This window comes from Micromonospora cabrerizensis (genome assembly GCF_022230955.1).
Classification (GTDB): Bacteria; Actinomycetota; Actinomycetes; order Mycobacteriales; family Micromonosporaceae; genus Micromonospora; species Micromonospora cabrerizensis.
Window position 1 is genome coordinate 71,865 of record NZ_JAKKFI010000064.1, and the last position, 21,890, is coordinate 93,754.

The 21,890-nt window shown below is 73.0% G+C and carries 21 protein-coding genes; 14 read left to right on the top strand and 7 right to left on the bottom strand.

Features of this window, described 5'->3' with window-relative positions; translation table 11 throughout:
- Positions 1–66: 66 nt before the first annotated feature.
- From LADH09A_RS15535 to LADH09A_RS15555, 5 genes are read right to left on the bottom strand one after another with little or no spacing between them, the layout of a single operon-like run.
- Positions 67–2,850, bottom strand: a complete 2,784-nt coding sequence (locus LADH09A_RS15535) for an FtsX-like permease family protein (protein WP_238645882.1) — start codon at positions 2,848–2,850, stop codon at positions 67–69.
- Positions 2,847–3,581, bottom strand: a complete 735-nt coding sequence (locus LADH09A_RS15540) for an ABC transporter ATP-binding protein (RefSeq protein ID WP_372492276.1) — start codon at positions 3,579–3,581, stop codon at positions 2,847–2,849. Before LADH09A_RS15540 ends, LADH09A_RS15535 begins: the two co-directional genes overlap by 4 nt.
- Complete coding sequence (locus tag LADH09A_RS15545; protein WP_238645883.1) at positions 3,578–4,180, bottom strand: PadR family transcriptional regulator; 603 nt, start codon at positions 4,178–4,180, stop codon at positions 3,578–3,580. Before LADH09A_RS15545 ends, LADH09A_RS15540 begins: the two co-directional genes overlap by 4 nt.
- A gap of 52 nt (positions 4,181–4,232) precedes the next feature.
- Positions 4,233–4,670, bottom strand: a complete 438-nt coding sequence (locus LADH09A_RS15550) for a ferritin-like domain-containing protein (RefSeq protein ID WP_238645884.1) — start codon at positions 4,668–4,670, stop codon at positions 4,233–4,235.
- A complete protein-coding gene (locus tag LADH09A_RS15555) occupies positions 4,667–5,119 on the bottom strand; it encodes a hypothetical protein (RefSeq protein WP_238645901.1) in 453 nt (150 codons plus the stop codon). The genes LADH09A_RS15550 and LADH09A_RS15555 overlap by 4 nt, the downstream gene beginning before the upstream one ends.
- Before the next feature lie 230 nt (positions 5,120–5,349).
- Between LADH09A_RS15555 and rimP the strand changes: the two genes are divergently transcribed.
- The 10 genes from rimP (at position 5,350) to LADH09A_RS15605 (ending at position 15,201) form a co-directional block, all read left to right on the top strand.
- Entirely contained in the window at positions 5,350–6,039 is a 690-nt protein-coding gene (rimP, locus tag LADH09A_RS15560) for a ribosome maturation factor RimP (RefSeq protein ID WP_238645903.1), read from the top strand.
- Entirely contained in the window at positions 6,036–7,079 is a 1,044-nt protein-coding gene (gene nusA / locus LADH09A_RS15565) for a transcription termination factor NusA (protein ID WP_238645886.1), read from the top strand. The genes rimP and nusA overlap by 4 nt, the downstream gene beginning before the upstream one ends.
- Before the next feature lie 16 nt (positions 7,080–7,095).
- The gene (locus LADH09A_RS15570) at positions 7,096–7,428 is read left to right on the top strand and encodes a YlxR family protein (protein WP_238645889.1); all 333 of its coding nucleotides are present in this window, start codon (positions 7,096–7,098) and stop codon (positions 7,426–7,428) included.
- 93 nt (positions 7,429–7,521) lie between these two features.
- Positions 7,522–10,542, top strand: a complete 3,021-nt coding sequence (gene infB / locus LADH09A_RS15575) for a translation initiation factor IF-2 (RefSeq protein ID WP_238645890.1) — start codon at positions 7,522–7,524, stop codon at positions 10,540–10,542.
- Between the two features lie 90 nt (positions 10,543–10,632).
- Positions 10,633–10,929 (top strand): DUF503 domain-containing protein, encoded by a 297-nt coding sequence (locus LADH09A_RS15580; RefSeq protein WP_238645891.1) that lies wholly within the window; start codon positions 10,633–10,635, stop codon positions 10,927–10,929.
- 126 nt (positions 10,930–11,055) lie between these two features.
- The gene (rbfA, locus tag LADH09A_RS15585; protein ID WP_238645892.1) at positions 11,056–11,559 is read left to right on the top strand and encodes a 30S ribosome-binding factor RbfA; all 504 of its coding nucleotides are present in this window, start codon (positions 11,056–11,058) and stop codon (positions 11,557–11,559) included.
- Positions 11,556–12,614, top strand: a complete 1,059-nt coding sequence (locus LADH09A_RS15590) for a DHH family phosphoesterase (protein ID WP_372492277.1) — start codon at positions 11,556–11,558, stop codon at positions 12,612–12,614. Before rbfA ends, LADH09A_RS15590 begins: the two co-directional genes overlap by 4 nt.
- A gap of 100 nt (positions 12,615–12,714) precedes the next feature.
- Positions 12,715–13,122: a hypothetical protein gene (locus tag LADH09A_RS15595; protein WP_238645893.1), complete on the top strand. Its 408-nt coding sequence runs from the start codon at positions 12,715–12,717 to the stop codon at positions 13,120–13,122.
- Positions 13,122–13,331, top strand: a complete 210-nt coding sequence (locus LADH09A_RS15600; RefSeq protein ID WP_238645906.1) for a DUF6186 family protein — start codon at positions 13,122–13,124, stop codon at positions 13,329–13,331. The genes LADH09A_RS15595 and LADH09A_RS15600 overlap by 1 nt, the downstream gene beginning before the upstream one ends.
- Positions 13,332–13,887: 556 nt before the next feature.
- On the top strand, positions 13,888–15,201 hold the full coding sequence (locus tag LADH09A_RS15605) for an MATE family efflux transporter (protein ID WP_238645894.1): 1,314 nt from the start codon (positions 13,888–13,890) through the stop codon (positions 15,199–15,201).
- A gap of 21 nt (positions 15,202–15,222) precedes the next feature.
- Here LADH09A_RS15605 and LADH09A_RS15610 read toward each other — a convergent pair whose 3' ends face one another.
- Positions 15,223–16,218 carry a hypothetical protein gene (locus tag LADH09A_RS15610; RefSeq protein ID WP_238645895.1) on the bottom strand — a complete coding sequence of 332 codons (996 nt, stop codon included), beginning with the start codon at positions 16,216–16,218 and terminating at the stop codon, positions 15,223–15,225.
- A gap of 10 nt (positions 16,219–16,228) precedes the next feature.
- The gene (locus LADH09A_RS15615) at positions 16,229–16,531 is read right to left on the bottom strand and encodes a hypothetical protein (protein ID WP_238645896.1); all 303 of its coding nucleotides are present in this window, start codon (positions 16,529–16,531) and stop codon (positions 16,229–16,231) included.
- 201 nt (positions 16,532–16,732) lie between these two features.
- Here LADH09A_RS15615 and truB point away from each other — a divergent pair, with 201 nt between their 5' ends.
- The 4 genes from truB (at position 16,733) to LADH09A_RS15635 (ending at position 21,718) form a co-directional block, all read left to right on the top strand.
- Positions 16,733–17,617, top strand: coding sequence for a tRNA pseudouridine(55) synthase TruB (truB, locus tag LADH09A_RS15620; protein ID WP_372492278.1), 885 nt, complete (start codon positions 16,733–16,735; stop codon positions 17,615–17,617).
- Positions 17,618–17,692: 75 nt separating this feature from the next.
- Positions 17,693–18,622 carry a bifunctional riboflavin kinase/FAD synthetase gene (locus LADH09A_RS15625; RefSeq protein ID WP_238645897.1) on the top strand — a complete coding sequence of 310 codons (930 nt, stop codon included), beginning with the start codon at positions 17,693–17,695 and terminating at the stop codon, positions 18,620–18,622.
- A gap of 199 nt (positions 18,623–18,821) precedes the next feature.
- A complete protein-coding gene (gene rpsO / locus LADH09A_RS15630; RefSeq protein WP_030337594.1) occupies positions 18,822–19,091 on the top strand; it encodes a 30S ribosomal protein S15 in 270 nt (89 codons plus the stop codon).
- Between the two features lie 227 nt (positions 19,092–19,318).
- Positions 19,319–21,718, top strand: a complete 2,400-nt coding sequence (locus LADH09A_RS15635; protein WP_238645898.1) for a polyribonucleotide nucleotidyltransferase — start codon at positions 19,319–19,321, stop codon at positions 21,716–21,718.
- The last annotated feature ends 172 nt before the right edge of the window (positions 21,719–21,890 follow it).

Sequence of the window (21,890 nt, forward strand, 5' to 3'; positions counted from 1 at the left end):
TGTCGGCCTCCGGCGGCACCCCCCGTACGCGCCCGGATCGCCGACCGGCCGGCCACCGCGCGACGGTCAGTCCATCTGCCGCTCGATCGGCAGGCGGGCGCGGGTGAACAGGCCGGCCCCGAGCATCGCCACCACCGGCACCAGCACCAGGACCCCGAGCGCGGGCCACGGCACCAGGATCGGGTACGGGTCGACCAGCGGCCAGTCGTCGGCGTACTGCCGGTTGGCCGAGAACAGCACGATCGCCGCGGTGCCGAGCCCGGCCACGATGCCGAGCACCGAACCGAGCCCGGCGATGACCCCGGCCTGGCAGATCGCCAGTAGCCGACGCAACGCGGGTGCCGCGCCGACGGCCGCGAGGGTGGTCAGCTCGGCGCGTCCCTCGGCGGCGGCGAGCGCGGTGGCGATCCCCGCCGCCCCCACCGTGATCACACCGGCCGCCGCCGCGAGGAGCAGCAGCAGCGGTGACACGTCACGGGGCGCACCGCCGTACTCCACGGTCAGCGAGACCGTCCCGAACGACCGCAGGGCGGTGGCGAAGCGCTTTCGATGGTCGTCGTCGGGCGGGCTGGTGGTGCCGATCACCCAGCCGGCCGGGGACCAGCTCAGGCCGAGTTGTCGGGCCGCGGCCTCGGACAGCAGCAGGCGGGGCTGGCCGACCGCCCGGGGCAGCGCGTACCCCGGGAGGTCGCGGACGGCGACCGCCCGGTCCGGTCCGGCCTCCACCTCGTCGACGCGTACGGTCACCAGGCCGTCATGCAGGTAGCGCGGGTCGGTCACCACCACGCCACCGGCGCGCAGGACCACCGCGGCGGCGGCGGTCGTCGCCGGGTCGGCGCCGGTGAGCAGTGGCAGGGCGGTCCCGTCGTCCACCCCCGTCTGCACGTACCCGCCGAAGTAGTCCGCCTCGCGGATGCGACAGCGGGGGTCGGCGCGGGCCTGCCGGCGGTCCGACTCGGTAAGGTCGTCCCGGGCCTGCCAGGGGCAGGCCCGCTCCACCGGGACCACGGGCGTGACGTCGCAGTAGCCGGTGCCCTTCGGCCCGCAGCCCAGCGCGTGCAGCGGTGCGACAGCGCCGGTGCCCAACTGTTCCCGGGCCGCGGCGGCGACCTGGGTCAGCGTGGGCTGCCGGGTCGAGTCGATCGGGTCGACCCGCACGTGGCCGGCTGGCAGCGCCGGCTGGTAGGCGCGCGCGTCGCGTGCGCCGTCGCTGGCGAGGTACCCGCCGAGCGCGACGCTGCTGGCGACGGCGGCCATCACGGCACAGATCGCCGGCGCCGCAGCGGCCCGGTTGCGGCTGGCGTCCCGCAACGCGATGCGTGGTGCCAGCGGCAGCACCCGACCGAGGCGGGCGAGTGCCCCGATCAGGGTGGGCGTGCAGCACACCAGGCCCAGTTCGCCGAGGATCAGGCCAGCGAGGATCACCGCCGGTGAGGTCCGGGTGGCCCCGACGGCCGCCAGCCCGGCCCCGCCGACCACCAGCCCCAGGCCGAGGGCCAGCCAGCGGGCCCGGGACGCCGGTGGGGTGCCTCGCCCGGTGAGCCCGGCGCTGACGTCCTGCCGGGCTGCCGACCACGCCGGTGCCAGCGCGGCGAGCACCCCGGCCAGCACCGCGACCCCACCGAGCAGCACCAGCGCGGCTGGCCAGCAGCGATAGCCGCCGAAGCGGGCGCCGAACACGTACTGCTCCACCAGCGGACGACCGGCGAACGCCACGCCGACACCGACGAGCAGGCCGGCGGCGGCGCCCAGCACACCCAGCACCACGCCGTCGGCCAGCACGACCCGGCGGAGCTGGGCGGCGTCCCCGCCGGCCACCGCGACGAGCGCCAGATCCCGCCGACGGCGGCGGACGCCGACGGCGAACGCCGGCCCGACCAGGAGTACGACCTCCAGCAGCCCGAGGCCGGCGATCAGCACGCCGGTGCTGAGGTCGTTCGTGTCGCCCAGACTGACCGAGCCGAGCCACGACAGGCCGGGCTCGGTCGCCGCGTCGGCCGGCGGACGCGGGGTGACCACCACCCCCCGCTCGTTGAGCCGGGACACCAGGGCGGCGTCGACGGCTCCGGGTACGTCCGCCAACCACACGCTGTCGATCTCCGGTCCGGTCGGCGGCACAGCGCCCGGATGCAACGCCACCACCGGGCCGAGATCATCGGGGAACTCGACCACCCCGACCACGGTGTACGCCCTGCTCCCGTCGGCCACGGCGACGGCATGGCCGAGGTGGAGGTCCAGTCGGCGCAGTGCCACCGGACTGACCGCGACCTCGCCGGGCTGCTGCGGCGCCCGGCCGGCCCGGAACCGGACGAGCCCGCGGGCCAAGGGGTCGCCGAGGTCCAGCACCCGACCGCTCACGTCCTCGTCGCGGTGCGGGCCCCGCAGCGTCAGGGTGATGTACGTGCGTACCTCGGTGACCCGGCTGCCGGGCCCGAGCAGCGCGGTCAACTGGGCCGCGTTGGCCTTTGCGGGCGGCAGGTACGTGTCGTCCCGCGTGAACCAGCCCTCACCCCGCTCGTCCTGTCCCACCGGGTTGTCGGCGATCCAGCGCAGCTCCGCGTCGGCCACGCCGAGCCGGCGGTCGACGCGTTCCTGCGGAGTCAGCTCGGCCATGTCGTAGCTCGCCGCCAGGAAGGCCAGCACCGCCACCGGCAGGGCGATCATCGCGAGCACCAGGGCGGTCCGTCGTCGGGCCCGACGGGACTCCCGCCGGGCGATGCGCAGTGCCGTCCGCCAGGAGCCGGTCAGCTCGGCGATCCGCCGCCGGCCGACGAGGGCGGGTGGCTCGACCGGCCGCGCCGTCGGGGTGTCGACCCGGTCCGGGGCGTGCCTCGTCCGCCGGATGGTCACCGGTCGCTGCCGGACAGCAGTTGTTCCACGCTGCCCAACGGTGCCGTGGTGTCGACCAGCACCCCGTCGCGGAGGAACACCACCCGGTCGGCCCAGCCGGCATGTCGCGCCTCGTGGGTGACCAGCACGCCGGCGGCGCCCGCGTCGATCCGGCGGCGCAGCAGGTGGAGGACCGCCTCACCGGTCTGCGAGTCCAGTGCCCCGGTGGGCTCGTCGGCGAGCACCAGCCGGCGTTCTCCCACCAGTGCGCGGGCGATGGCCACCCGCTGCTGCTGACCGCCGGAGAGCTGGTCCGGGAAGCGGTCACCCAGTGCGGGCAGCCCCACTTCGGTGAGCGCCGCCATGGCCAGCGCCCGGGCCCGGCGTCCGCTGGTGCCGTCGAGTTCCAGGGGGAGCGCCACGTTCTCCAGTGCGCTCAGGCTGCCCAGCAGGTTGAGCTGCTGGAAGATGTAGCCGATCCGGCGGCGACGCAGTTGGGCGAGCCCGCGGCGGTCCAGTGCCCCCAGCGGTTGGCCCTCGACCCGGACCTCGCCGCCGGTCGGGCGGTCCAGCCCTCCGGCGAGGGCCAGCAACGTCGACTTCCCGGAGCCGGACGGCCCCATCACGGCGACCAGCTCACCGGGCCGGACGGTCAGGCTGACGCCGCGCAGCGCGTGCACCGCCGCCGGTCCGACGCCGTGGGTGCGGTGGACGGCGCGGAGTTCCAGCACCGCGTCGTCCGACCCGCTCACCGTCGCGCCTCCTCGCCGGCCCATCTGGCAGCGGCACGTGCGTCGGCGTCACCCGGTCGGGGAGGTGCGGGTGCCTGGTCACTGGGCTGGTGCCGGACCAGACTTGTCTCGCAGTGGTCCAGCCAGCGCACCTCGGCCTCGGCCTGGAACACCATCGAGTCCAGCACGAGACGCCAGGGGAGGTCCTCCGGTCGGTTGCTGCCGTACTTCAACCGGGTCAACTCCTGCAGGGCCCGCATGGTCGCGCTGCGCTGGGCCTGCACCACGGAACGGACGTCGACGCCGGGGGTGGTCAGCGCCAACGCCAGCTTGATCGCCAGCTCGTCGCGGGGCCGGTCGGTACGGCTGACCGGCGTCGCGAACCACAGCGCCAGGTCCGCCCGGCCGGCGTCGGTGATCTGGTACGGGCGCTGCCCGGCCTCGCTCTCCGGCAGCGGGCGCACCAGACCGTCCCGTTCCAGCCGGGACAGCGTGGTGTAGACCTGCCCGATGTTGAGCGGCCAGGTCGAGCCGGTCGACTCCTCGAACGCGGCGCGCAGCTGGTAGCCGTACATCTGGCCGCGTTCGAGCAGGGCGAGCAACCCGTGACGGATGGACATGGCAACGGAGTATGCATACCTGGTATGCGCACCGCAACCGGAGCGGACCCACTCAGGCCGGACGACCGGGAAACGGGACAGTCAGCGGGCTCGACCCGGCCGTCCTGCGCCACCGGGTGGCGCGCACGGCGTACTCGACCAGGGCCGCCAGCGCCTGGTCGCGGTCGGCGCCGGTGGTGGACGCCAGAGCCGCCCGCCAGTGCGCGGCCGCGCGCTCCTCCACCTCGGCGGCGAGTCGCAGGGCGCTCGCCCGGTCGGTGACCGGGAAGGGCAGCGCGTACCCGGCGCGGTCCGGGGGGACGACGCCGCCGGCGGTGGTGAGCTGCACCACCAGGGTGTCGCGTCGGCGTCGATGCGCGGCCTCCGCCTGGTGCGCCGCCTCCCGGGCGGCGCCGGTGAGCCGGACACCGATCCGCCCGTAGGCGTAGATGGCCGCGTACTCGGCGGACAGGGCGGAGGCGAGGGCCTCGCCGGAGGACGGCTGCCTCACTTCAGTGCCTCCTGGTGGGTTGCTCGGGCGGCGACGATCGACCCGAGCAGCGCGGCCCGTTCCGCGGGCGCGGCGGCGCAGGCCTGGGTGGCGGACTGCTGGGCGGTCTTCTCCAGGGCGCGCAGCGCGGCGAGCGCGCCGGCCGGATCGGCCGCCGGGGCGGTGGTGGGGGCGGTGGCCGCCGCCGACGGCAGGGCGACACCGATCACCCGGGCCAGCTCGGTGGCGTGTGCGGTGTGCGCCTCGGCGATCGGGCCGAGCCGGTCGGCCAGGTCGGGATGGGCGGTTGCGGCGCCCCGGTACGCCTCGGCCAGCGCCAGTGACTCGTCCACCATCGGCCGCAGCGGGTCCGGTGGTGGCGCCGGCTGGTCGTCACGGTCGAAAAGATCACAGCCGGTCAGCGGCGCGGCGGCGCCGCCGAGCACCAGCAGCGCCCCGCCGCGCAGCAACTTTCGCCGGGAATGTCCGGATGCCTGGTCGCGCTGAGTCCTTCTGCCGATCCCCACCGGGCAAGTCAACACCATCCGCGTCGCTCCAGGGGCGACCGGCGTCGGTGCGCCGCCCGGTCCGCTGCCGGGCAGGCGCGTTACGCTCTGCGCAGCCACCGGCGTGTCCGCTCCGGTGGCGTGCCGGCATGGCGGTACGACCGATCACCGTCGACCAGGGAAAGGGTGCGGAGATGACGCAGCGTGGCCGTGCCACCAGGCCGACAGGTCGACCCCGCGATGCCGCGGGACCCCGCGGCGGTGATCTCGCCGGGCGACGTGCCCGACTACGAACCGTGATCGAGCCCGTCGTCAACGACGCTGGCTACGACCTGGAGGACCTGTCGGTTTCCCGGGCCGGTCGCCGGCACGTGGTGCGGGTGATGGTGGACGCCGACGGCGGGATCGACCTGGACGCCGTCGCGGACGTCTCCCGGGCGGTCTCGGCCGCGCTGGACGCCGCGGAGGAGGCCGGCGGCGACATCGTCGCCGGGGAATACCAGCTGGAGGTCAGCTCGCCGGGCGTCGACCGGCCACTGACCCTGCCCCGGCACTGGCGGCGCAACGTGAGCCGGCTGGTCAAGGTCACCGTCCGGGGCGCGGCCGCGCTGCCCGAACAGCGCGGCGAGCTGCCCACCGGTGACCGCCAGCTGACCGGTCGGGTGATCGCGGCCGACGACGAGGGCGTGCAGCTGGAGACCGAGGACGGCCGCACCTCCTGGGCGTACGCCCAGCTGGGCCCGGGCCGCGTGCAGGTCGAGTTCACCCGGCTCGCCGAACTCGGTGAGCCGGACGAGGAGTTCGACGACGCGGACGATTCAGACGAGATCGACGATTCAGACGACATCGACGACGAAGATGATGTGGAGGACGAGGAGAGGTGAACATCGACCTCGCGGCGCTGCGCGCACTCGAGCGCGAGCGGGAGATCCCGTTCGACACGATTCTCGCGGCGATCGAGACCGCGTTGCTGACCGCCTACCGGCACACCGACGGCGCCGAGCCGCACGCCCGGGTGGAGATCGACCGTAGGTCCGGCGCCGCCCTGGTGTACGCGCAGGAGATGGACGCCGACGGCAGCCTGGTGCGGGAGTGGGACGACACCCCGCACGACTTCGGCCGCATCGCCGCCATGACCGCCAAGCAGGTGATCCTCCAGCGTCTGCGGGAGGCCACCGACGAGGTGCACTTCGGCGAGTACGTGGGCCGCGAGGGTGACCTGGTCACCGGTGTGGTGCAGGCGCACGAGACGCGCACCGAGAAGGGCATCGTCAGCGTCGACCTGGGCAAGCTGGAGGGCGTGCTGCCGCAGTCCGAGCAGGTGCCCGGTGAGCGGTACGCCCACGGTGAGCGGGTCCGTTGCGTCGTGGTGCACGTGGCCAAGGGCATGCGCGGGCCGCAGATCACCCTGTCCCGGTCCCACCCGGCGCTGGTCAAGAAGCTGTTCGCGCTGGAGGTGCCGGAGATCGCCGACGGCACGGTGGAGATCGGCGCGATCGCCCGTGAGGCAGGTCACCGCACGAAGATCGCCGTACGCTCCACCACCCCCGGGGTGAACGCCAAGGGCGCCTGTATCGGCCCGATGGGCCAGCGGGTGCGGGCCGTGATGAGTGAGCTGCACGGCGAAAAGATCGACATTATCGACTGGTCGGACGACCCGGCCACCTTCGTCGGCAACGCGTTGTCACCGGCCAAGGCGCTGCGGGTCGAGGTGGTCGACCTGGCCAACCGGGCCGCACGGGTGACCGTCCCCGACTTCCAGCTCTCGCTCGCCATCGGTCGGGAGGGGCAGAATGCCCGACTCGCTGCCCGCTTGACCGGTTGGCGGATCGACATCCGCTCCGACGCGGAGCAGACCGCCCCCGCCGCGCGAGGGTCGGCTGATCACGTGCGGGAGCCGGGCGGAGCGATCTCGGGCAGCTAGGGGTAGACTTCCTCCAGTGGTACGACGCGCGCAGCCGGAGCGCACCTGTGTGGGTTGCCGGCAACGTGCGCCGGCCAGCGAATTGCTGCGGATAGTCGCGGTCAGGGACGAGGCTGGTCACAGTCTCCGGCCTGATCCGCTTCGCAGGCTGCCGGGTCGGGGAGCGAACATGCACCCGGATCCGGCCTGCTTCGCGCTGGCGGTGCGGCGCCGCGCCTTCGGGCGTGCGCTGCGCATCACCGAGGTCCTTGACCACGGTGTGCTGGCGGAGCACGTCGATGCGCCAACCACTACGTCCGGTCAGCCCGACCGGGCGAGGGTCGCTAGCAGGGTAGGACGACCGACATGAGCACACGATGAAGTCCCTGAAATGACCAGGCTTCAAGTGCACGAGTGAGGTCGCTGCGGGTGCTGCCCGCACGACCTCGGAGTGAGGAGTGCAGTGGCAGGCAAGGCCCGCGTACACGAGCTTGCAAAAGAGCTCGGGGTCGAGAGTAAGACCGTTCTCGCCAAGCTGAAGGAAATGGGCGAGTTCGTGAAGTCCGCGTCGAGCACCGTCGAGGCGCCCGTCGCCCGGCGACTGCGTAACGCATTCGTCGCGTCCGCCGGTGCTCCGGCACCGGCCGCCGCCCCGTCGGCGCCCGCGTCGACGCCGGCTTCGACCCCGACCCCGACGACGGCCCCGACCCCGGGCGCGCCCCGGGTCTCGGCCAAGCCGATGCCGCCCCGGCGGCCGACCGCGCCGGCTCCCGGCCCGAAGCCGAAGGGTCCGGTGCCTGGTGCGCCGCAGCCTGCGGCTCCGGTCGCCAAGCCGGCGAGTGCCCACGACATCGAGGTGGCGGCCGCGGAGGCGCGTGCCGCCGCGCTGAAGGCTGAGCAGGAGGCCGCGGTCAAGGCCGCGCAGGCCGCCCGCCAGCAGCAGCGGGACAACCCCGTTCGCCGGGAGCCCCCGGCAGACGGCAACCGCCCCGGCCCTCGGCCGGGTCCGGCCGCGATGCCCCCTCGTCCCGGTTCACCGGCAGCTCGTCCGAGCACGCCGGCCCCGGGTCCGGGTGCCCGTCCCGGTGGTCGCCCGCCGGCGCGTGGCGCCGGTAACAACCCGTTCGGCATCCAGGGTGGCCAGCAGCAGCGGCCCCCGGCCGCGGGTGCGGGTGGCCCCCGGCCCAACAGCCCGGCGGGTATGCCGCCGCGGCCCAGCCCGAACTCCATGCCGCCGCGGCCCAGCCCGGCGTCCATGCCGAGTCAGCGTCCGGCTGCCGGTCGCCCCGGCCCCGGTGGCGCTGGTCGTCCCGGCGGCGGTGGCGCTGGTCGTCCTGGCGGCGGTGGCGGTGGCTTCCGTGGCGGTCCCGGCGGTGGCGCCGGTGGCGGTGGCGGTTACCGAGGCGGCCCTGGTGGCGGCGCGGGTGCCGGCGGTGGCGGTGGCTACCGTGGCGGTCCCGGCGGCGGCGGCGGTGCTCCCGGTGGCGGTTTCCGTCCGGGTGCTCCGTCCGGTGGCGGCGGTCGTCCGGGTGCGGGTGGTCGTGGCCGTGGCGGCGGTGCCGCGGGTGCCTTCGGGCGTCCGGGTGGCCGGCCGACGCGCGGTCGCAAGTCCAAGAAGCAGCGCAGACAGGAGTTCGACAACCTGTCGGCTCCGACCATGAGCTCGGGTGCTCCCCGGGGTCAGGGTCAGATCGTCCGGCTCTCCCGTGGCGCCTCGCTGTCCGACTTCGCGGACAAGATCAACGCCAACCCGGGTTCGCTGGTCCAGGAGATGTTCAACCTGGGCGAGATGGTGACCGCGACCCAGTCCTGTTCTGACGACACCCTGCACCTGCTGGGTGAGCACCTGGGCTTCGACATCCAGATCGTCAGCCCGGAGGACGAGGACCGCGAGCTGCTGGCGCAGTTCAACATCGACCTCGACGCGGAGGTGGCCGAGGAGCGTCTGGTCAGCCGTGCGCCGGTGGTGACCGTCATGGGTCACGTCGACCACGGTAAGACCAAGCTGCTCGACGCGATCCGCAAGGCGAACGTCGTTGCCGGTGAGGCGGGTGGCATCACCCAGCACATCGGTGCCTACCAGGTCCACGTCCCGCACGAGGGCGAGGACCGGGCGGTCACCTTCATCGACACCCCGGGTCACGAGGCGTTCACCGCCATGCGTGCTCGTGGCGCCCAGGTCACGGACATCGTGATCCTGGTCGTCGCGGCCGACGACGGTGTGATGCCGCAGACGATCGAGGCGTTGAACCACGCCAAGGCGGCCGACGTGCCGATCGTGGTCGCGGTCAACAAGGTCGACAAGCCGGACGCCAACCCGGACAAGGTCCGCCAGCAGCTGACCGAGTACGGCCTGGTCGCCGAGGAGTACGGCGGCGAGACCATGTTCGTCAACGTGGCAGCCAAGCCGGGCATCGGCATCGAGGAACTGCTCGAGGCTGTCCTGCTGACCGCCGACGCGTCGCTGGAGCTGACCGCTCCGATCGACGGGCCGGCGCAGGGTGTGGCCATCGAGGCACACCTGGACAAGGGCCGCGGTGCGGTGGCGACGGTGCTGGTGCAGAAGGGCACCCTGCGGGCAGGCGACTCGATCGTCGCCGGTGGGGCGCACGGCCGGGTCCGGGCCATGCTCGACGAGAACGGCAACCAGCTCACCGAGGCTGGGCCGGCGCGTCCGGTCATGGTGCTGGGTCTGACCGCGCCTCCCGGCGCGGGCGACACGTTCCTCGCCGCGGCGGACGACCGCACGGTGCGGCAGATCGCCGAGCAGCGGCAGGCACGGCGGCGGGCGGCGTCCTTCGCCAACTCCCGTGGTCGGGCCACCCTCGAGACGCTCATGGAGCAGCTCAAGGAGGGCGAGAAGACCTCGCTCAACCTCATCCTCAAGGGCGATGTCTCCGGTTCGGTGGAGGCCCTGGAGGACGCGCTGTTCAACCTCGACATTCCCGAGGAGGTTCAGCTCAAGGTCCTCGACCGGGGCGTGGGCGCGATCACCGAGAGCAACGTCATGCTCGCGAGTGCTTCGTCCGAGCCGGTCACGATCATCGGCTTCAACGTGCGGGCCTCCAACAAGGTCCGCGAGATGGCCGACCGCGAGGGCGTGGAGATCCGGTACTACACCGTCATCTACCAGGCCATCGAGGAGATCGAGGCAGCGCTCAAGGGCCTGCTCAAGCCGGAGTACGAGGAGGTCGAGCTGGGCAGCGCGGAGATCCGCGACGTCTTCCGCTCGTCCAAGATCGGCAACATCTCCGGTTGCATCGTCCGGTCCGGTGTCCTTCGGCGCAACGCGAAGGCGCGCCTGCTGCGAGACGGGGCGGTCGTGGCGGACAACCTCACGATCAGCTCGCTCAAGCGGTTCAAGGACGACGCCACGGAGGTCCGCGAGGGCTTCGAGTGTGGTCTGACCCTGGGTGGTTACAACAACGTCCAGGTCGGCGACGTCATCGAGACCTTCGAGATGCGGGAGAAGGTTCGCGCCTGATCCGGCAGTGACACGCTGATCAAGGGGTTTACGCCGTACGGCGTAAACCCCTTGATCATGCGGGGCGGGTTGGCGGTATCGTCCGGGGCGATGTTTACCGGAACCGCGGTCTTCGACCTGCTGCTGCCGGGTGACTCCCGGTCGCTCAAAGCCAAGAGATCATATGTACGGCCGATCGTGGCGGCGCTGCGCCGCTTCGAGGTGTCGGCCGCCGAGGTGGGTGCGCTCGACCTGCACGGTCGGGCGCAGATAGCGGTGGCCGCGGTGGCCGCCGAGGCGGCGCACGTCCGCGAGGTGCTCGACTCCTGTGAGCGCCTGGTGGCGGCCCGTCCCGAGGTCGAGCTGCTGTCGGTTGGACGCCGGTTGTACGGCGTGGACGACGACTGACGGCGGTGCCGGCTGTGCCGGGCGACCGGCGCGGCCGCGAAGGTAGTGTTCGAGATGTTGGCCGGTCGGCCGGCGGCCCCCGGGTCGCCGGGTCGGCCGGGAGCAGGACGCCGTGGAGGTGGCGAGATGTCTGATCCGGCCAAGGTACGCCGGCACGCGGAACGGGTGCGTGAGCTGGTCGCGTCGGTGGTGCGGAGCCAGATCAAGGACCCGCGGCTCGGGATGATCACCATCACCGATGCCCGGATTACCGCTGACCTGCGTGACGCGACGGTCTTCTACACGGTGCTCGGTGACTCGGTGGCCCAGGCGGACACCGCGGCGGCTCTGGAGAGCGCCAAGGGGCTGCTGCGCAGCACCGTCGGCAAGGCGCTCGGGCTGCGTCACTCGCCGACCCTCACGTTCGTCCTCGACGACGTTCAGGACCAGGTCAAGCACATCGACGACCTGCTCGCCGCCGCCCGCAACGCCGACGCCGAGGTGCAGCGGATCGCCGCCCAGGCGAAGTACGCGGGTGAGGCCCAGCCGTACCGGGTGGACGACGACGAGACGGACGAGGCCGACGAGACGGACGAGGCCGAGGAGGCCACCGACGTCAAGGAGACCCCGCGGGGTGGGGAAACGCGGTGACCAGCACCGCCAGCGTCCCGCTAGCCGGGGCGGCCGTGCTTGTCCCCGCCGAGGCGGACTGGGCCGCGGCCGAGGCGTTGCTGCGGGCTGTGCCGCCGAACGGTCGGGTGCTGCTGATCTGTCACGTCAACCCGGACGGCGACGCGCTGGGCAGCATGCTCGGCTTCGGTCTGGGTCTGCGGCAGCTCGGCGTACGCGAGGTGCAGGCGACCTTCCCGGGGCCGCCGGAGGTGCCGGAGCCGTTCCACGGGCTGCCCGGGCTCGACCTGTTGGTCCCGGCGGACGCCGCGGACGTCGCACCCGATCTGGTGATCTGCTTCGACGCGGCGAGCGAGTCGCGCCTCGGTGAGTTGGCCGGGCGGCTGTCGTCCGCGGGTGCGGCGCTGGTGCTGGACCACCACGCCTCCAACCCGGGCTTCGGCACCGTCAACCTGGTCGACCCGGGTGCCGCGGCGACGTCGGTGGTGGCCGAGCAGTTGCTGGCCCGGCTCGGGGTCGTGGTGGATCGGGCCATCGCCGAGTGCCTCTACGTGGCCCTGACCACGGATACTGGTTCGTTCCGGTTCGCGGCGACCACTCCGGCGGTGCACGAGATGGCCGCCCGGTTGCTGGCGACCGGCATCTCGCCTGGTGACATCTCCCGGCGGGTCTTCGACACGCGGCCCTTCGGCGCGGTCCGCCTCTTCGGTGAGGTGCTCGGCCGGGCGCAGCTGGAGCCCAGCGCTGCCGGCGGCCGGGGGTTGGTCTGGACCTTCGCCACCCTCGACGACCTGGCCCGGCACGACCAGCGGCCGTACGTGCTGGAGGCGTTGATCGACTCGGTGCGCTGCACCGCCGAGGCCGATGTGGGCTGTGTGTTGAAGCAGACCACGTCGGGTGAGTGGGCGGTGTCGATGCGCAGCAAGGGCGCGGTGGACGTCAGCCGGGTCGCGGTCGCGCTGGGCGGTGGTGGGCACACGTTCGCGGCCGGGTTCACCGGTCGGGGCAGCGTCGAGCAGGTGGTCGAGTCGATCCGCGGCCAACTGGACGAGGCGCTGGTCCGCCCCGCACGCTGACGCGGCGTTCGTCGCCATCGATCCGTGATCCGGAAGATCAGGGTCAGCTCCGGGGAGTGTTGGTCTTCCCGCGCTCCGTGAGACCGGGAAGAATTGCGGGATGGAGCAGCCGCACGACCTCACCGTGGAGGCCCCCCGCGCATGGGACCGGCCCGCCGTCTCCGTTCCCGTCCTGGTCTGCCTGTCGCTCGTCGGTGGCCGGTTCGCGTCCTTCTCCACCGAGGCGAATCTGTTCACGCTCGGCACCGGCGGGGTGCTGATCTGGCTCGGTCTGAGCAATCGGGTGCCCCGCCGACCGGCGCCGCGTCGTCTGGGTCCGGGAGCGGCCTGGTGGGCGGTCCCGGTGGTGGTCTTCGGCGTCTTCGAGGGGGCGACCTTCGTGCTGGCGGTCGGCGATGACTTCCCCACCTTCTCCCGGCTGGCCGACCCTCTCCTGGAGGACCACCTGACCCGCTCGGCGGTCTGGTTCGCCTGGCTGGCCGCCTTCTGGGGGCTGGTGCGGCGATGATGCGGGCTCTCGCGATCGGCGGTTTCCTGACCTCGCTGGTCCTCTTCGCCGTGGTCGAGTGGATGGCTCGGCGGGAGGGCTCCCGGATCCCCACGCTGGGCGAGGTCTGTGCCTACGTGATGCGCTACGAGGTCGGTCCGGTGCCGGTGGGCCGGATCGGTCTGTTCGGGTTCTGGTGGTGGCTGGGCTGGCACTTTCTGGCCCGCTGAGGCTGGTTGCCGACTGTCCAGATGGCGGGAACCGAGAGCAGCATGTGGACCTGAACGATAACTTGGGAGAGGGCCGGCGCCGCACGGCGGCGCAGGTCATGGGTGGTGGTGCCACACCTCGTGCCGCCTCCCTCCAGGGTCGCACCGACCCGGGCTCACGCTGCCCAGTCGGCTGCTCCGGTAATCCCGGACCGCCGTGGGGCGCTCAGCAGGACCGCCCGTGAGGGCCGCCGCGTGCCGGTGGCTCGCTCCCTGGAAGGACCCCACCATGCCGAACAAGCCCAAGCCCGAGACCACCGACGACGCCCGCGAGCAGGCCCGCCGCGCACTGCAGACGTCGATGGACACCCGTCAGTGATTCGACGCGTCCGGCGGTGATGTCGCCGACGGCCTCCGTCGACCGCGTCACCGCCTGACCGGCCACCCGCCCGGCGACCGTCTGGCCCGGGCTGGCCCACCGGTTCGTCGACCACTGACCCGGCAACCCCAGAGCCACCCCCGGTAAGTGCTGCTGATCCTTGCGATCCTTACTCGGGGCGTGACAGGATCGCCGGCGATGAACACCAGCACCCTTGTCGCGTCCCCTCGGCGGATCGCCAGCCTGGCCCTGCCGGCCCTCGTGGTGCTCGCCGCCGAGCCGCTCTACGTGCTGGTCGACACGGCCGTGGTCGGTCACCTCGGCCGGGTGCCGCTCGCCGCGCTCGCCGTCGGGGGCACCGTGATGACCCTCACCGCATGGGTCGGCACCGTTGTCGCGTACGGCACCACCGGTCGCGCGGCCCGCCGATTCGGCGCGGGTGACCGGGCCGCCGCGGTGGCCGAGGGCGTCCAGTCGTCCTGGCTGGCGTTCGGTGTCGGTCTGCTGATCGCGATCGGCATGCAGTTCGGCGGCGGCGCGCTCGCCCGTACCCTCGCCGGCGGTGGTGGCGAAGTGGCCGACGCCGCCGCGCACTGGCTGCGGATCGCGGCCCTCGGCGCCCCCGGCCTGCTGCTCGCCGCCGCCGGCAACGGCTGGCTGCGCGGCGTGCAGGACACCCGCCGCCCGTTGTTCTTCGTGCTCGGCCCCAACCTGCTCTCCGCGCTGCTCTGCCCGCTGCTGGTCTACCCCGCCGGGCTCGGCCTGATCGGCTCGGCGGTGGCCAACGTCGTCGCGCAGACCCTCTGTGGCGCGCTGTTCGCCGCGGCGCTGGTCGCCGAACGGGTGTCGCTGCACCCCCGGCCCCGCGTGATCCGCCAGCAGTTGGTGCTCAGCCGGGACCTGCTGATCCGAGGGCTGGCGTTCCAGGCCAGCTTCCTCTCCGCGACCGCCGTCGCCGCCCGCTTCGGCGCCGCCGCCGTCGGCGCCCACCAGATCGCCCTGCAACTCTGGTTCTTCACCGCGCTGGTGCTCGACGCGCTGGCCATCGCCGCCCAGTCGCTGGTGGGCGCCGCGCTCGGTGCCGGGGACGACGCGGAAGCCCGGGCGCTCGCCCGCCGGATCGGGCTGCTCGGCGGCGTCTGCGGCGTCGGCTTCGCGCTGCTCATCGCCGCCGGCGCCGGCGTCGTACCGTCGTGGTTCAGCTCCGACACGGGGGTACGCGAGCAGGCCATGGCGGCCTGGCCGTGGTTCGTCGTCATGCTGCCGCTGGCCGGGGTGGTGTTCGCCCTCGACGGCGTGCTGATCGGCGCGGGAGACGTGCGTTACCTGCGCAACCTCACCATCGTGGCGGCGCTCGGCGGCTTCCTGCCGGCCATCTGGCTGGCGTACGCCCTCGACCTCGGGCTGGGCGGTATCTGGGCCGGGCTCACCCTGTTCGTGGTGATCCGGCTGGTCGCCCTGCTGCTGCGCCTGCGCAACGGCGGTTGGGCGGTCACCGGCGCGGTCCGCTGACCGGGTCGGCGGCCCCGCCGGTCAGCAGCGCGTGGTCGTCGGCGTGGGCGCGTCGAGGTCGAAGATCGTACCCGGGTCGCCCGCGGGAATCCGGTCCTGGTGCGCGGAGGCCACCCAGAACTGCTCGTGCACCCAACCGTCGCGCAGCGCTGCACAGTCCGCGTTCCAGGTCACGGCGTCTGCCGAGGTGATCCAGAGACCCCGGGCGGGTGCCGGCACGTCGTCCGGGTGCGGCACCTGCCACACGACGCTGTCGCGCACTGCCACCAGGCTGGCGCCGGCGGGCGCCCGCAGGTCCACGTCGAAGGGGTACGCCCAGACGAACTCCGTGGAGACCTCCAGCACCCGGATGCCGTTCGCCCTGGTGGCCCGGTAACTGATCCGGCCGTCGGCGCGGGCGCCCGGCTCCCACTCCGACGGCGACGCCATCCGCGTCGCGTACCGCAGGAAGCTGTTGTTGGAGAAATCCGACCGGAGCTGCTCGCGGGCGTCCGGGGCGAGCAGCGCGAGGAACGGCTCCGGGTCGCCCAAGAACATCGACGTGTCGACCCGGCTCTCGATCAGCGCCTTGCGCACCGACTCCAGCGCGGTCCGCACCTGGCCCTCGGTGAACGGGCCGGTGCCCTTGGCCGCCGGCATCCGCACGGCCTCCTCGGCTGGGGCGAAGGAGGCCGCCGGCGACCCGGCGAACAGGTCGCGCGGCTCGCCGACCCTGCTCAGCGGTGGCGTGGGGCTCGCCGAGGCGGACGCGCCGCCACCTCCGGAGATCCGGCCGACCAGCACCACGCCACCGACGACCATCAGCAGCGCCAGCACCGGCCCGAGGCCGACCATCAGCGCCCCGTTGTGCCGGGCCGAGAAGAAGCGGACGCGGTCCCATCCGGTGGGCTGGCGCTCGGTCTGCGACGACCGCATCCACTCCGGTAGCTGCACCGGGTTGACCTGCGCGACCGCGGCCGGTGGCGGCGGCTCGACCGGGTCCGTCGGGGTGGGCTCGTTCGGCGACGTGTGCTCCATCGTTCCTCCGTCAGTATTCGCCGCTGATGGCCAGCGCAAGCAGGTAGTAGGCGCCGGCCACCAGCGCGGTCCCGAGGACGGCCGCCACGACGAACGACAGCACGGCGACGAGGTTCGGATGCGACTCGCTCCAGCGGACCCGGCCGCGCCAGTGCCACACCGCCCGCCGGACGCTCCGCAGCGCCGGCCAGCTCTCGATCAGGTCGTCGACGTAGCGCGCCAGGGTCCGTCGCCTCGGCGCGGGATGCCGCATCCACTCCGGCAGGTCGACCCTCTCGCGGTGCTGGTGGGCGCGACGGCGGTCGGGGGTCATCGGCGGTCCTGATCTCACGTCGGGGTCAGCGGACGGATGATCTTCGCACCCGTCGGGGCCGGCCGGCTGCCCCGGCCTGACAAACCGCCTGATCGGCACCTCGGCCCGACAAAGCCGCTCAGCCCGGCGGGCGGAGGCTCGGGTCACGCCGGGCCTGCCCACACACCGCCGGGTGCCGGGCATCTGGCAGGCTTGGCCGACGTGAGCACCGATGGTCTGATCGTGGTCGACAAGCCCGGCGGCATGACGTCGCACGACGTGGTGGCGCGGATCCGCCGACTGGCGAAGACCCGGCGGGTCGGGCACGGCGGCACCCTCGACCCGATGGCCACCGGAGTGCTGGTGATCGGCGTGGGCCGCGCCACCCGCCTGCTCACCTACGTGATCGGCGCGGGCAAGAGCTACACCGGCACCATCCGGCTCGGCCAGGCCACCGTCACCGACGACGCCGAGGGCGACGTGATCGCCACCGCGCCCGCCGGTCACCTCACCGACGACGCGATCCGGTCGGCGTTGACCGCGCTGAGCGGCGAGGTCGACCAGGTGCCGAGCGCGGTCAGCGCCATCAAGATCGACGGGCAGCGGGCGTACAAGCGGGTCCGCGACGGGGAGAGCGTCGAGCTGCCCGCGCGCCGGGTCACCATCTCCCGGCTGGAGGTGCTGGCGATCCGCCGTACCGAGCCGGACGTGGTGGACGTCGACGTGGACGTGACCTGCTCCTCCGGCACGTACATCCGGGCCATCGCCCGCGACGCGGGCCTGGCGCTCGACGTCGGAGGCCACCTGACCGCGCTGCGCCGCACCGCGGTGGGCGGCTTCACCCTCGCCGAGGCGGCGACCCTCGACGAGTTGGAGCAGCGCGCCCCGGACGTGGTGAACCTGCCGCTGGACGCGGCGGCCGACCGCTTCTTCCCGCGCCGCGAGGCCACGCCCGAGGAGGCTCGGGTGCTCGCCCACGGCGGGCCACTGGACCCGGCCGGCCTCAGCGGCCCGTACGCCGTCTTCGGGCCGGCCGGCGGCCTGATCGCTATCGTCAGCGAGCGGGACGGGCGGGCCCGCGCGGAGATCGTGCTCGCCCCGGCCTGACAACGGGGAGCAGTCCGCCGGCCCGGAGCCGGCGGTGTCGACCCGCCGGCCGGCGGGACAGCAGGGAGGAACGGCATGCAGCGGTGGCGGGGGTACGACGCGGCGCCCGGTGGGTGGGGGCGCTCGGTCGTCACCATCGGCGTCTTCGACGGCGTGCACAGGGGGCACCAGGCGACCATCGGGCACGCCGTGGCCCGGGCCCGGGAGTTGGGCGTGCAGTCGGTGGTGGTCACCTTCGACCCGCACCCGGCCGAGGTGGTCCGCCCCGGTTCGCATCCGGCGGTGCTCACCGAGCCGGCCCGTAAGGCGGAGCTGATCGAGGAACTCGGCGTGGACGTCCTCTGCGTGGTGCCGTTCACCCCCGAGTTCTCCCGGCTGCCGGCCGAGCAGTTCGTGCACGACGTCCTGGTCGAGCACCTGCACGCGGCGCTGGTGGTGGTCGGCCGCAACTTCCGCTTCGGGCACCGGGCAGCCGGCGACGTGGCGCTGCTGGAGCGGCTGGGGCAGACCTTCGGCTTCGGCGTGGAGGGCGGCCCGCTGGTCGCCGAGGACGGCACCGTCTTCTCCTCCACGTACATCCGCTCCTGCGTCGACGCGGGCGACGTGGGTGCGGCTGCCGCCGCGCTGGGCCGCCCGCACCGCCTGGAGGGCGTGGTGGTCCGCGGCGACCAGCGGGGCCGCGAGCTTGGCTTTCCCACCGCCAACCTGCTCTGCCACCGGTACGCGGCGGTGCCCGCCGACGGGGTGTACGCCGCCCGGCTGATTCGCCGTGGGCAGCGTGAACCGCTGATGGCGGCGGTCTCGGTCGGCACCAACCCGACGTTCTCCGGCCGGGAGCGGCGGGTGGAGGCGTACGCGCTGGACTTCTCCGGTGACCTGTACGGCGAACGGCTGGCCCTGGACTTCGTGGCGCGCCTGCGGGGCCAGATCCGCTACGACTCGATCGAGCCGTTGATCGCCCAGATGAACCAGGACGTCACGCGTACCCGGACCGCTCTGGCCTGACCGGCACCGGCCGGCGGGGCCCTGCCGAGGCCCTTGGCCGGGTGTTACCGGCGAGTGCTGGTAGTCTTGCCGAGACGTCGGGTGACCGGCGTGGGGCCTCGCGTGCCTGCTCGACGCCGCGGGTGCGAGGTACCGGTCCGTTCCCGGTCCATCGGGACGACGGACACCTACTTGATCAACCCATCGAAACAGGGAGAACATGGCGCTCGACCAGGAAGCCAAGGCCAGCATCCGCGCGGAGTACGCGACCGCCGAGGGCGACACCGGTTCGCCGGAGGTTCAGGTCGCGGTCCTCACCAAGCGGATCGCCGAGCTGACCGAGCACCTGAAGGTGCACAAGCACGACCACCACAGCCGCCGTGGGCTGCTGCTGCTGGTCGGCCGTCGCCGTCGGCTGCTCAACTACGTTCAGAAGAAGGATATTGCGCGCTACCGGTCGCTCATCGAGCGGCTCGGCCTGCGCAGGTGACGTGACGGGGGAGTGGCCGACCGGCCGCTCCCCCGTACCGCGTCCCACCTGAGGAAACACGGGCCGCGCGACCACCCGAGAGGGAGCCGGTCAGCGTACCGGTCTCCGGTAGTGGCCCCCGGGAACCCCGGCATCATGCCGGCCACCCGGGCGCTTCGATCGAAGACCGGCCGGCTGAGCAGCTCCCCGATGTCGTGGGCCCACGACGCGAAGGAGCACGACAGCACATGACCGAGACCAAACTCGGCACCGAATCCCGCACCGCCGTGATCGACAACGGGTCCTTCGGCACCCGTGAGATCACCTTCTCCACCGGTCGGCTGGCTCGCCAGGCCGCCGGTTCCGTCATCGCCCAACTGGGCGAGACGGTCGTTCTCTCCGCCACGACCGCCGGTAAGCACCCGAAGGAGCAGTTCGACTTCTTCCCGCTGACCGTCGACGTCGAGGAGCGGATGTACGCCGCGGGCCGCATCCCCGGCTCGTTCTTCCGCCGTGAGGGCCGGCCGAGCGAGGACGCGATCCTCACCTGCCGCCTGATCGACCGGCCGCTGCGCCCGTCCTTCGTGAAGGGCCTGCGCAACGAGGTCCAGGTCGTCGAGACCATCCTCGCGCTGGACCCGCAGCACCCGTACGACGTCGTGGCGATCAACGCCGCCTCGATGTCGACCAAGCTCTCCGGCCTGCCGTTCTCCGGCCCGATCGGTGCGACCCGCGTCGCCCACATCGACGGCCAGTGGGTCGCCTTCCCGACCCTGGAGGAGCTGGCCCGGGCCACCTTCGACATGGTCGTGGCCGGCCGCACGCTCGAAGACGGCGACGTCGCGATCATGATGGTCGAGGCCGAAGCCACCCCGAACGCCGTCGCCCTGATCTCGGCCGGTGCCACCGCACCGACCGAGGAGGTCGTCGCCAGCGGCCTGGAGGCCGCCAAGCCGGCGATCCGTGAGCTGTGCCGCGCGCAGAGCGAGCTGGCCGAGGTCGCCGCCAAGCCGGTCACCGAGTTCCCGGTCTTCCTGGACTACCAGGACGACGTGTTCTCCGCCGTGGCCGACCTGGCCCGTGGCGACGTGACCGAGGCGATCACCATCGCCGGCAAGGCCGACCGCGAGGAAGCCCTGGACCGGATCAAGGCCCGGGTCGCCGAGGAGCTGGGCGCCCGGTTCGAGGGTCGGGAGAAGGAGCTCAGCGCCGCCTTCCGCTCGCTGACCAAGTCCGAGGTGCGCAACCGCGTGCTGCGCGAGCAGGTCCGCATGGACGGCCGCGGCCCGCGCGACATCCGGTCGCTGACCGCCGAGGTCGGCGTGCTGCCCCGGGTGCACGGTTCGGCGCTGTTCGAGCGGGGCGAAACCCAGATCCTGGGCGTCACCACGCTGAACATGCTCCGGATGGAGCAGATGGTGGACACGCTGTCCCCCGAGAACCGCAAGCGCTACATGCACAACTACAACTTCCCGCCGTACTCGACCGGTGAGACCGGCCGGGTCGGCTCGCCGAAGCGTCGCGAGATCGGCCACGGCGCTCTCGCCGAGCGCGCGCTGATCCCGGTGCTGCCGTCGCGCGAGGAGTTCCCGTACGCCATCCGGCAGGTCTCCGAGGCGCTCGGCTCCAACGGCTCCACCTCGATGGGTTCGGTCTGCGCGTCGACGCTGGGCCTGCTCTCCGCGGGTGTCCCGCTGAAGGCGCCGGTCGCCGGTATCGCGATGGGGCTCATCTCCGACGAGGTGGACGGCAAGACCCAGTACGTGACGCTGACCGACATCCTCGGTGCCGAGGACGCGTTCGGTGACATGGACTTCAAGGTCGCCGGCACCCCGGAGTTCGTCACCGCGCTCCAGCTCGACACCAAGCTCAACGGCATCCCGTCGGACGTGCTGGCTGCCGCGTTGCAGCAGGCGAACGAGGCCCGGCAGGTCATCCTCGGTGTCATGAAGGCCGCGATCGAGGCTCCGGCCGAGATGTCGGACTACGCGCCGCGGGTCACCACCGTCAAGATCCCGGTGGACAAGATCGGCATGGTGATCGGCCCGAAGGGTCAGACCATCAACGCGATCCAGGACGAGACCGGCGCCGAGATCTCCATCGAGGACGACGGCACGATCTACGTCGGCGCCACCAACGGCCCGTCGGCCCAGGCGGCCGTCGACCGGATCAACGGGATCGCCAACCCGACGCTGCCGAAGCAGGGCGAGCGGTTCCTCGGCACGGTGGTCAAGACCGCCGCGTTCGGTGCGTTCATCTCGCTGCTGCCGGGCCGCGACGGCCTGCTGCACATCTCCAAGGTGGGCGACGGCAAGCGGGTCGAGCGCGTCGAGGACTTCCTCAACGTCGGTGACCGGGTCGAGGTCGAGATCGCCGACATCGACGCCCGCGGCAAGATCTACCTGGACAAGGTCCGGCCGGAGGGCACCGAGGCGCCCGCCGCCGGCGAGGCCGCCGGTGGCGACCGGCCGGCTGGTCGCGACCGTGGCGACCGGGCTCCGCGTGACCGCGGCGACCGCGAGCGTGGCGGCGACCGGGGCGGGCGTGGCCCGGAGCGCGGCAACGGCGGCGGCGAGGGCGGCAACGGCGGCGGCGGCGAGGGTGGCGAGGGCGGCGAGCGTCCGCGCCGCCGGACCCGGCACAGCTAATCGTCGTACCTCGCATCACCCACCCCTCGTCGAACCGGGCGCAGTACGTGAGTCGGGCCATCAGCGCTCCGTTTCCACCGGATCGTCGGGGGGTGGCCGCTCGGGACACCCGGGCGGGCCGCTCCGGCGGCACCGCCCGCCGGTGGGCCCGACCGCGCGGCGGCTACCCGCC

Bases quoted from the DNA above. Each gene is read 5' to 3' on its own strand.
- LADH09A_RS15580 (WP_238645891.1), top strand. From the start codon at position 10,633: ATGTTTACCGGAACCGCGGTCTTCGACCTGCTGCTGCCGGGTGACTCC.
- LADH09A_RS15625 (WP_238645897.1), top strand. From the start codon at position 17,693: ATGCAGCGGTGGCGGGGGTACGACGCGGCGCCCGGTGGGTGGGGGCGC.
- LADH09A_RS15600 (WP_238645906.1), top strand. From the start codon at position 13,122: ATGCGGGCTCTCGCGATCGGCGGTTTCCTGACCTCGCTGGTCCTCTTC.
- LADH09A_RS15545 (WP_238645883.1), bottom strand. From the start codon at position 4,180: ATGTCCATCCGTCACGGGTTGCTCGCCCTGCTCGAACGCGGCCAGATG.
- LADH09A_RS15615 (WP_238645896.1), bottom strand. From the start codon at position 16,531: ATGACCCCCGACCGCCGTCGCGCCCACCAGCACCGCGAGAGGGTCGAC.
- rbfA (WP_238645892.1), top strand. From the start codon at position 11,056: ATGTCTGATCCGGCCAAGGTACGCCGGCACGCGGAACGGGTGCGTGAG.
- LADH09A_RS15595 (WP_238645893.1), top strand. From the start codon at position 12,715: ATGGAGCAGCCGCACGACCTCACCGTGGAGGCCCCCCGCGCATGGGAC.
- LADH09A_RS15610 (WP_238645895.1), bottom strand. From the start codon at position 16,218: ATGGAGCACACGTCGCCGAACGAGCCCACCCCGACGGACCCGGTCGAG.
- rimP (WP_238645903.1), top strand. From the start codon at position 5,350: ATGACGCAGCGTGGCCGTGCCACCAGGCCGACAGGTCGACCCCGCGAT.
- LADH09A_RS15635 (WP_238645898.1), top strand. From the start codon at position 19,319: ATGACCGAGACCAAACTCGGCACCGAATCCCGCACCGCCGTGATCGAC.
- rpsO (WP_030337594.1), top strand. From the start codon at position 18,822: ATGGCGCTCGACCAGGAAGCCAAGGCCAGCATCCGCGCGGAGTACGCG.
- LADH09A_RS15605 (WP_238645894.1), top strand. From the start codon at position 13,888: ATGAACACCAGCACCCTTGTCGCGTCCCCTCGGCGGATCGCCAGCCTG.